Source organism: Streptomyces sp. NBC_00876, from assembly GCF_045207435.1.
Classification (GTDB): domain Bacteria; phylum Actinomycetota; class Actinomycetes; order Streptomycetales; family Streptomycetaceae; genus Streptomyces.
In genome coordinates, this window is the sequence record NZ_CP108800.1 from 7848464 (window position 1) to 7858010 (window position 9547).

General features: G+C 69.7%; 7 protein-coding genes. 4 read left to right on the forward strand and 3 right to left on the reverse strand.

Annotation, left to right across the window (positions count from 1 at the left end):
• Position 1: 1 nt before the first annotated feature.
• On the forward strand, positions 2-1951 hold the full coding sequence (locus OG782_RS34305) for a fumarate reductase/succinate dehydrogenase flavoprotein subunit (RefSeq protein WP_406457784.1): 1950 nt from the start codon (positions 2-4) through the stop codon (positions 1949-1951).
• Positions 1948-2694: a succinate dehydrogenase/fumarate reductase iron-sulfur subunit gene (locus tag OG782_RS34310; RefSeq protein WP_406457786.1), complete on the forward strand. Its 747-nt coding sequence runs from the start codon at positions 1948-1950 to the stop codon at positions 2692-2694. The genes OG782_RS34305 and OG782_RS34310 overlap by 4 nt, the downstream gene beginning before the upstream one ends.
• Before the next feature lie 64 nt (positions 2695-2758).
• On the opposite strand, the gene OG782_RS34315 is transcribed toward OG782_RS34310, so the two are convergent.
• Entirely contained in the window at positions 2759-4525 is a 1767-nt protein-coding gene (locus OG782_RS34315; protein WP_406457788.1) for a glycosyl hydrolase family 18 protein, read from the reverse strand.
• Positions 4526-4772: 247 nt separating this feature from the next.
• Positions 4773-7196: an ABC transporter gene (locus tag OG782_RS34320; protein ID WP_406457790.1), complete on the reverse strand. Its 2424-nt coding sequence runs from the start codon at positions 7194-7196 to the stop codon at positions 4773-4775.
• Between the two features lie 146 nt (positions 7197-7342).
• Here OG782_RS34320 and OG782_RS34325 point away from each other — a divergent pair, with 146 nt between their 5' ends.
• Positions 7343-7831 carry a hypothetical protein gene (locus OG782_RS34325; protein WP_406457792.1) on the forward strand — a complete coding sequence of 163 codons (489 nt, stop codon included), beginning with the start codon at positions 7343-7345 and terminating at the stop codon, positions 7829-7831.
• Between the two features lie 17 nt (positions 7832-7848).
• Here OG782_RS34325 and OG782_RS34330 read toward each other — a convergent pair whose 3' ends face one another.
• Positions 7849-8064 (reverse strand): dodecin, encoded by a 216-nt coding sequence (locus OG782_RS34330; protein ID WP_406457794.1) that lies wholly within the window; start codon positions 8062-8064, stop codon positions 7849-7851.
• A gap of 200 nt (positions 8065-8264) precedes the next feature.
• On the opposite strand from OG782_RS34330, the gene OG782_RS34335 reads away from it, so the two are divergent.
• Positions 8265-9521: an extracellular solute-binding protein gene (locus OG782_RS34335; protein ID WP_406457796.1), complete on the forward strand. Its 1257-nt coding sequence runs from the start codon at positions 8265-8267 to the stop codon at positions 9519-9521.
• The last annotated feature ends 26 nt before the right edge of the window (positions 9522-9547 follow it).

The window sequence follows — 9547 nt, forward strand, 5'->3', positions numbered from 1 at the left end:
CATGAACGACTACACCGCATACGCGACCGGGGAGCCCGTCGCCGACACCAAGGCCCCGCAGGGACCCGTCGCCGAACGCTGGGACACCCGCCGCTTCGAGGCGAAGCTGGTCAACCCGGCCAACCGCCGCAAGCACACCGTCATCGTCGTCGGCACCGGTCTCGCCGGCGGTTCGGCCGGCGCCACACTGGCCGAACAGGGCTACCACGTCCTCCAGTTCTGCTTCCAGGACTCGCCCCGACGGGCCCATTCGGTCGCAGCTCAAGGCGGCATCAACGCGGCGAAGAACTACCGCAACGACGGCGACTCGGTCCACCGGCTCTTCTACGACACCGTCAAGGGCGGTGACTTCCGCGCCCGCGAGTCCAACGTTCACCGGCTCGCCCAGATCTCCGTCGAGATCATCGACCAGTGCGTGGCGCAGGGCGTTCCCTTCGCCCGCGAGTACGGCGGTCTCCTCGACAACCGCTCCTTCGGCGGCGTCCAGGTCTCCCGAACCTTCTACGCCCGCGGCCAGACGGGGCAGCAGCTGCTCCTCGGCGCCTACCAGGCGCTGTCCCGGCAGATCGCCGCGGGCAACGTCGAACTTCACCCCCGTACCGAGATGCTCGACCTGGTCGTCGTCGACGGCAAGGCCCGTGGCATCGTCGCCCGCGACCTGGTCACCGGAAGGATCGAGACGTACTTCGCCGACGCCGTCGTGCTGGCCAGCGGTGGCTACGGCAACGTCTTCTATCTGTCGACCAACGCGATGAACTCCAACGCCACCGCCATCTGGCGCGCCCACCGGCGCGGCGCCTACTTCGCCAACCCCTGCTTCACCCAGATCCATCCCACGTGCATCCCGCGCACCGGCGACCACCAGTCCAAACTGACGCTGATGAGTGAATCGCTCCGCAACGACGGCCGCATCTGGGTGCCGAAGGCACCGGGCGACAACCGGCCCGCGAACGAGATTCCCGAGGACGAGCGCGACTACTACCTGGAGCGCATCTACCCCGCCTTCGGGAACCTCGTGCCCCGCGACATCGCCTCCCGCGCCGCGAAGAACGTCTGCGACGAGGGCCGCGGGGTGGGACCCGGCGGACAGGGCGTCTACCTCGACTTCGCCGAGGCCATCGGGCGGATGGGCCGGGCGAAGGTCGAGGAGAAGTACGGCAACCTCTTCGACATGTACGCGCAGATCACGGCGGAGAACCCGTACGAGACCCCGATGCGGATCTATCCCGCCGTGCACTACACGATGGGCGGGCTCTGGGTCGACTACGACCTCCAGACCACGATCCCGGGCCTGTTCGCGATCGGCGAGGCCAACTTCTCCGACCACGGCGCCAACCGGCTGGGTGCCTCGGCGCTGATGCAGGGCCTTGCCGACGGCTACTTCGTCCTCCCGTCGACCATCAACGACTACCTGGCCCGCAGCCCGCACCACGACGAGATCGACGCCTCCCACCCCGCCGTCGAGGAGGCCGTCGCCGAGACCGAGGACCGGCTCCATCTGCTGCTGGCCGTCGACGGGGACCGCACCCCCGACTCCTTCCACCGCGAGATCGGTGAACTCATGTGGGAGTACTGCGGCATGGCGCGTACCGAGGAGGGGCTGCGCAAGGCGCTCGGCCGGATCCCGCAGATCCGCGAGGAGTTCTGGCGCCGCATCAAGGTCCCCGGCACCGGCGAGGAGTTCAACCAGTCGCTGGAGAAGGCCAACCGCATCGTCGACTACCTGGAGCTCGCCGAGCTGATGTGCCTCGACGCCCTGCACCGCGCGGAGTCCTGCGGAGGCCACTTCCGCGAGGAGTCGCAGACCCCGGACGGCGAGGCGGCCCGGCGCGACGAGGAGTTCTCCTACGGAGCGGCCTGGGAGTTCACCGACACCGGCGAAGCCCCCGTCCTGCACAAGGAAGACCTCGTCTTCGAGTACGTCCACCCCACTCAGCGGAGCTACGCATGAAGCTCACCCTGCGCGTCTGGCGCCAGAAGAACGCCGACGCCCCCGGCGCCATGTCCACCTACGACGTGGACGGGATCTCACCGGACATGTCGTTCCTGGAGATGCTCGACACGCTCAACGAGGAGCTCACCCTCGCCGGCGACGACCCCGTCGCCTTCGACCACGACTGCCGCGAAGGCATCTGCGGCGCGTGCAGCCTGGTCATCAACGGCGACGCCCACGGCCCGGAGCGCACCACCACCTGCCAGCTCCACATGCGGTCCTTCCGGGACGGCGACACCATCGACATCGAGCCCTGGCGCGCCTCGGCGTTCCCGGTCGTCAAGGACCTGGTCGTGGACCGTTCGGCCTTCGACCGGATCATCCAGGCCGGCGGCTACATCTCCGCCCCCACCGGCACCGCACCCGACGCGCACGCCACGCCCGTGCCCAAGCCGGACGCCGACTTCGCCTTCGAGCACGCCGAGTGCATCGGCTGCGGCGCCTGCGTCGCGGCCTGCCCCAACGGCTCGGCGATGCTGTTCACCTCGGCGAAGGTCAACCACCTCAACGTGCTGCCCCAGGGCGCTCCCGAGCGTGAGACCCGGGTGCTGGACATGGTGGGACAGATGGACAGCGAGGGCTTCGGCGGCTGCACCCTCACCGGGGAGTGCGCCACGGCCTGTCCGAAGGGCATCCCCCTGCCGTCGATCTCCGCCATGAACAAGGAGTGGCTGCGAGCCACCCGCAGGGTCCACCGCTGAGACAGCGGAGCCCCGGCTCCGGAGGCCGCCCGCCTCCGGAGCCGGGGCTCCGCCGGTCCGTGGGTCAGGAGGTCACGGAGAGGTCGTCCCCGTAGACCGTGCCCTGCCCGTACCAGCCGTGCAGATAGACGGTCACCGTGCCGCTCGCACCGGTGGTGAAGGCCACCGACTGCTTGGCGTAGCCGCTCGACGAACCCCAGGTGCTCGCCGTGGCGCCGCCCTTGACGCCGAGGTACCCGTAGCTGCCCTGCACCCAGCCGCTGAGCGTGTACTTGGTGTTGGGGGACAGGGTGAGCGTCTGGGCGCATTCGCCGGTCTGCGAGGAGGTGGCCGCCGCGGCGAGGGCGTGCGTACCGCCGTGCACCGGGTTGGAGACGACCGCGCCGCCGGACTCACAGGTCCAGGGACCGAGCGAGCCGGTCTCGAAGTCGCCGTTCACCAGCGATCCCGTGCCACCGCCCGGACCGGACACCGTGAGGGTGAGGCTCGCGGCGTGGCTGAGTGTGCCCGATGCGCCGTTCACCGAGATCGTGTACGTGCCGGGCGCGGCTGACGCCGAGGCGTTCACGGTCAGGGTCGACGTGCCCCCTGCCGTGACCGACGTGGGGCTGAGCGCCGCCGTCACACCGGCCGGCGCCCCGCTCGTCGTCAGTGCGACGGTCTTGGCGCTCCCCGAGGTGACCGCGGTCTTCACCGTGGCCGTGGCCGAACCGCCCGGCGCGACCGTCGCCGATGCGGGGGCTACGGCCACCGAGTAGTCGTCCGTCACCGGACCGGTGCCGCCGCTCGTGAACGGGGCGAAGGTGTGGCTGAAGTACCAGGTGTCCTGCGCGATGCCGGAGCAGGTGTCGCTCCCGCCCGTGCCGGGGCAGCCGCCGTTGTCGCGCTGGAGCGCCCAGAACGACAGTGTGCTGACGCCCTTGGAGACGGCCCAGTTGTAGACCGAGGTGGCATCGGCCGTCGTGAAGGTCTCGGCCGGGCCGTAGTCGTCGATGCCCGGCATCTCGATGATGCCGGTCATGCCCCACAGCTGGGCGTCGGTCTTCGACGGGTAGAGCTTGGCCAGCTGGCCCTTGAGGCCGGTGATGGCCGTCTGGGTGTCCTGCGCCATGTTGTGGGCGGCACCGTCGTAGTAGTCGAACGTCATGAGGTTCACGACATCGACCTGGGCGCCGTTGGAGACCGCGTTCTTGAGCACGGCGAGGCCGCTGGCCGCGAGTCCGCCGGTCGTGGTGGGCAGGGTGTACGAGATCTGCACCGAACGGCCGTTGGCGGCCGCCCAGTCCTGGACCTTCTTGATCGCCTTGTTGCGGCGGTCGATCCCGGCGCTGTTCTCCAGCGAGTTGTCCTCGATGTCCATGTCGAGGCGGGACACGTCGTAGGTCGTGATGACCTTCTCGTACGCGGCCGCGATGGAGTCGACGTTCGTGCAGCTGTCGGCGATCTCGGTGCCGCCGTTGTCGGCCGAGTAGCCGCCGAACGACGGGATCACATCACCGCCGCGCGAGCGGATGGTGGTGAAGTCGGCGCCGAACTCGGACTGGGCGATGGGTGTGCCCGCATCGCCGTTCCAGTAGGGGGTGCAGGAACCGCGGGCCTCCGTCTGGATGAAGGCCATGGTCAGGTACTTGGCGCCGGACGCCTGTGAGAGGGCGGCCGGGCTGTCGCCGTTCCATGCCTCGAAGTACGGGGCGAAGACATGGGCGGGCAGGGGAGTGGCGGCGGTTGCGGCGGCCTGTGCGCCGGCGCCTGATCCGAGGACCAGGCCGGCGGACGCGACGACGGTGGCCAAGGCGCTCAGGACGGCGCCGACTGTTCTTGGACGTCTCATGGGGCAGCTCCCAGCGGGGTGAGACAACGGGCGGATGCGCGGCTCTGCCGCACCCGGTCAGGGGTGCGGGCCGTTCCTGTGATTCCCGGCCGGGGTCACGTGCCGCACGGCGAGGAGCGGCCGCGAGGCATGCCCATGATTGGTCTGGACCAGCTAACCGTCAAGTTTCTTTACTGTTTCATTCACCTTTACTTGCCCGAACCGGCAACTCGCGCGTGAAATGGGGGAGTTGGTTACGGTTGGGCCGTCAGTCGCTCGGCAGTGAGGCGCGGAGGTACGCCGCCGTCCGGCTGACCTGAGCCCGTGCCACATCCGCGGGCGGTCCCGCGGCCACGATCCGCCCGCCCCGGTCCCCGCCGCCCGGGCCGAGGTCGATCACCCAGTCGGCGCCCGCGACCACGGCCATGTCGTGCTCCACGACCACCACGGTGCTGCCCGCGTCGACCAGCCCCTGCAACTGCCGCATCAGCACCTCGACATCGGCCGGATGCAGCCCCGTCGTCGGCTCGTCGAGCAGGTACAGGGTGTGGCCCCGGCGGGTGCGCTGCAGCTCCGAGGCCAGCTTGATCCGCTGTGCCTCGCCGCCGGACAGCTCCGTCGCCGGCTGTCCGAGCCGCAGATAGCCGAGCCCCACATCGAGCAGCGTCCCCAGGCTGCGTGCCGCGGCGGGCGTGTCCGCGAAGAAGGCGGCCGCCGACTCCACCGTCAGATCGAGCACCTGGGCGATGTTCAGACCCCGCAGGGTGACCTGGAGGGTCTCCGGGTTGTACCGCGCGCCGTGGCAGTCAGGGCAGGGGGCGTACGTGCTGGGCAGGAAGAGCAGTTCCACCGAGACGAAGCCCTCGCCCTGACAGGTCTCGCACCGCCCGCCCGTCACATTGAAGGAGAACCGGCCGGCCCGGTACCCCCGTTCGCGTGCCGTACCGGTCCCGGCGAAGAGCTTGCGCACGACGTCGAAGAGCCCGGTGTACGTGGCCAGATTGGAACGGGGCGTACGGCCGATGGGCCTCTGGTCGACCTGGACCAGGCGGTCGATCGCCGCCAGCCCCTCGGCCGAAGCGCAGCCGGACCCGGGCCGCTCCACCTGCGGCTCCCGGGCGTCCGGGCCCTGCCGGTCGGCCAGCACGCCCGCCAGTACCTGTCCCACCAGCGTCGACTTGCCCGAGCCCGAAACGCCGGTGACGGCCGTGAACACCCCCAGCGGGAAGGCCGCGTCCACACCGCGCACATTGTGCCGGTCCACGCCGTGCAGCCGCAGCCACCCGGAGGGCGCGCGTACCTCACGTACCGGAGGGGGGCCCTCGGGGAAGAGGAAGCGGCGCGTCGCCGACTCCTCGACGCCGGCGAGCCCGGCCGGCGGCCCGCTGTGCAGCACCCGGCCGCCGTGCTCACCGGCGAGCGGCCCCACATCGACCAGCCAGTCGGCCTGCCGCACGACGTCCATCTGGTGTTCCACGACGAAGACCGTGTTCCCGGCCTCCTTGAGCCGGCCGAGCACCGCGAGCAGTGACTCCGTGTCCGCCGGGTGCAGACCGGCGGACGGCTCGTCCAGGACGTAGACGACACCGAAGAGCCCCGAGCGCAGCTGGGTGGCCAGCCGAAGGCGCTGCAGTTCGCCGGAGGAGAGCGTGGGAGCCGTGCGGTCCAGGCTGAGATAGCCGAGCCCCAGCTCGGTGACCGTCTCGATCCGGGCCAGCAGGTCGGCCGTCAGCACCCGGGCGGTCTCATCGCCGCCCGCCGCCGACAGCACACCCGCCAGCCGGGTGAGCGGGAGCCCCGCAAGCTCCGCGATCGTACGGCCGGCGAAGGTGACCGCCATGGCCTCCGGCCGAAGCCGGCTGCCGCCGCAGACGGGGCAGGGCGCGCTGGTCAGGAACCGTTCGGCCTTCGCCCGCAGGGTGTGGCTCCTGGACTCGGCGAAGGTGTGCATCACATAGCGCCGTGCGCTCATGTACGTGCCCTGGTAGGGGCGTTGGATCCGGTCCGCGTCACGCACCGGATGGACGGTCACCACCGGCTGCTCGTCGGTGAACAGGATCCACTCCCGTTCGGCCGCGCCGAGCTCGCGCCACGGCCGGTCCACGTCGTGGCCGAGGGCGTCCAGCACATCGCGCAGGTTCTTGCCCTGCCATGCCCCCGGCCAGGCGGCGATCGCACCCGCCCTGATCGACAGCCCGGGGTCGGGGACCAGCAACTCCTCGGTGGTGCGGTGGATTCGCCCGAGCCCGTGGCAGCGGGGGCAGGCCCCGGCGGCGGTGTTGGGCGAGAACGCGTCCGAGTCCAGCCGCTCGGCCCCCTCCGGGTACTCCCCGGCCCGGGAGAACAGCATCCGCAGGGAGTTGGAGAGCGTGGTCACCGTGCCGACCGAGGACCGGGCGCCCGGCGCGGACCTGCGCTGTTCCAGTGAGACGGCGGGCGGCAGGCCCGTGATGTCGCCGACCGCCGGCGCACCGACCTGATGGATGAGGCGCCGGGCGTACGGAGCGACCGATTCGAAGTAGCGGCGCTGCGCCTCCGCGTAGATCGTGCCGAAGGCCAGCGAGGACTTCCCGGAGCCGGAGACTCCGGTGAAGACGGTGAGGGTGTCGCGCGGGATGTCGACCCCGACGTCCTGCAGATTGTGCTCGCGGGCACCTCGGACCCTGACGTACGGATCGTGAGGGGTGGTCATGGGGGCGGGGGCTCCATACGGTTCGGGGCGGCTGAGCGGGACGAACAGCATGATTCCAGGCGTACGCGTGTGTCCGGGGAGGGCCGGGCGGCAGTCGGCGCCGCGCCGGGTGGCCGGTCACCGCCGCGCCTTGGTTTGCTGGGCCCATGAGAGACGACGCCCGGCCGCTGGCCGTATTCGATCTGGACGGCACGCTCGCGGACACCGCCCACCGTCAGCACTTCCTGGAGGGACCCCGGCGCGACTGGGCCGGCTTCTTCTCCGCGGCGCCCGCCGACCCGCCGTTGGCCGAAGGCGTGAAACTGGCGCTGAGCGCCGCCGAGGAGTGCGAGGTCGTCTACCTCACCGGCCGGCCGGAGCGGTGCCGCAAGGACACCGAGGCGTGGCTGGCCAGGCAGGGGCTGCCCGAGGGGCGCCTCCACATGCGGCGCAACGACGACCGCCGGCCGGCCCGCCGGAGCAAGCTGGAGGTGCTGGAGAGGCTGGGCCGCGGCAACACGGTGCGGATGCTGGTGGACGACGACGAACTGGTCTGCGACGCGGCCGAACAGGCCGGATTCGCCGTGGTGCGCGCCCGCTGGACGCAGGCCTCGCCCGCCCTGAAGGACGCACAGGAGCGGGAAGGACGGACCTGAGCCGGGCGCGCGTCGCGTCACCCGTTCTCGTCGAGCCGGAAGCCGACCTTCAGACCGACCTGGAAGTGCTCGATTCGGCCATCCTTGATCTGGCCGCGTACCTGGGTGATCTCGAACCAGTCGAGATTGTGCAACGTTTCCGAAGCCCTTGCGACGCCGTTGCGGATGGCGGCGTCGATGCCCTCATGGGAGGTTCCTACGATTTCGGTGACGCGATACGTGTGATTTGACATGGTTTATCTCCTCTCGCCCTTACCAAGGTGCCCCACCTAGGCCAGGTTCGCGAGAGGTCGCCGTGCGAGAGTGTGTCCGGAACCGCCCTTGACCAAACTATTGGTCCATACCAAAATCCAGCCACGCCCGTGCGAGCGCAGCCCGCAGTCCCCCACACCGGGTCCGCAATTTGTCCTGCCGTTTCGCAGAAGGTGACCCCGTGAAGAACCGCATGCTCATTGGAGCCGTTGCCCTGATCTCCACCGTCGCACTGGGTGGGTGCGGCGTGATCCCCGGTTCGGGCGATTCGGGCAGCACGAAGGTCACGGTCTGGCTGATGAAGGACAGCGTTACCGCTGACTTCCTGGACCGTTTCAAGAAGTCGTACGAAGAATCTCACCCGGCGGTCGAACTGGAATTCAAGATCCAGAGCTGGAGCGGCATCGGCCCGAAGGTGATCGACGCGCTCGGCGGCAAGGACACGCCGGATGTCATCGAGGTCGGAAACACCCAGGTCGCCCAGTACGCGGAGAGCGGCAATCTGCGCGACCTCACCCTGGAGTCCATGCGTGACCTGGGCAGTGAGGACTGGCTGCCCGGTCTCGCCGAGCCGGGCAGCATAGGCGGCGTCCAGTACGGAATCCCGTGGTACGCCGCCAACCGCGTGGTGATCTACAACAAGGACCTCTTCAAGGACGCGGGCATCAAGAATCCGCCGAAGACGCGCGCACAGTGGATCGCGGACAGCGAGCAGCTGAACCGCGACGGAAACCAGGGAATGTATCTGCCGGGGCAGAACTGGTATGTACTCGCCGGGTTCATCTGGGACGAGGGCGGTGAACTCGCGGACGGCAGGGGCGGCGAGTGGCAGGGTTCCCTCAACACCCCGGCCGCGCTCAAGGGGATGGAGTTCTATCAGCAACTCCAGGCCCTGGGTGACGGACCCAAGGATGCCGACGAGGAAAAGCCCCCGCAGAGCGATGTGTTCGCCGAGGGCGATGTCGCGCAGATCATTTCCACGCCGAGCACCTCGACGCTGATCCTGAAGAAGAATCCCGAACTCAAGGGGAAGCTGGGCTACTTCCCGATTCCGGGAAAGACCGCGAAGGCGCCCGGCTCCGTATTCACCGGCGGCTCCGACCTGATCGTCCCGGCCAAGGCGGACCAGCGCAGCGCGGGCTACGAGGTGATCAAGGCGCTGGCCGGTGCGAAGTGGCAGGAGGAGCTGGCCACGACCATGAGCTACGTGCCCAACAAGCCTTCCCTGGCCCATGTCATCGAAGGGGAGGAGAGCACCGCCGCGATGGCGGAAGGCGCCACGCGCGGCCACGCGACCCCCAACTCCCCGCAGTGGGCGGCGGTCGAGGCGGACAACCCGATCAAGCCGTACATGACGGCGGTCCTTCAGGGCGGCGACCCCGCAGAGGAGGCCAAGGCGGCCTCGGCGAAGATCACCGACGCGCTCGCCGGCAGCTGAGCCGCACGGCAGGCCCGGTGAGATGG

Coding starts and splice junctions, on each gene's coding strand:
- OG782_RS34305 (WP_406457784.1), top strand. CDS start 2: ATGAACGACTACACCGCATACGCGACCGGGGAGCCCGTCGCCGACACC.
- OG782_RS34310 (WP_406457786.1), top strand. CDS start 1,948: ATGAAGCTCACCCTGCGCGTCTGGCGCCAGAAGAACGCCGACGCCCCC.
- OG782_RS34315 (WP_406457788.1), bottom strand. CDS start 4,525: ATGAGACGTCCAAGAACAGTCGGCGCCGTCCTGAGCGCCTTGGCCACC.
- OG782_RS34320 (WP_406457790.1), bottom strand. CDS start 7,196: ATGACCACCCCTCACGATCCGTACGTCAGGGTCCGAGGTGCCCGCGAG.
- OG782_RS34325 (WP_406457792.1), top strand. CDS start 7,343: ATGAGAGACGACGCCCGGCCGCTGGCCGTATTCGATCTGGACGGCACG.
- OG782_RS34330 (WP_406457794.1), bottom strand. CDS start 8,064: ATGTCAAATCACACGTATCGCGTCACCGAAATCGTAGGAACCTCCCAT.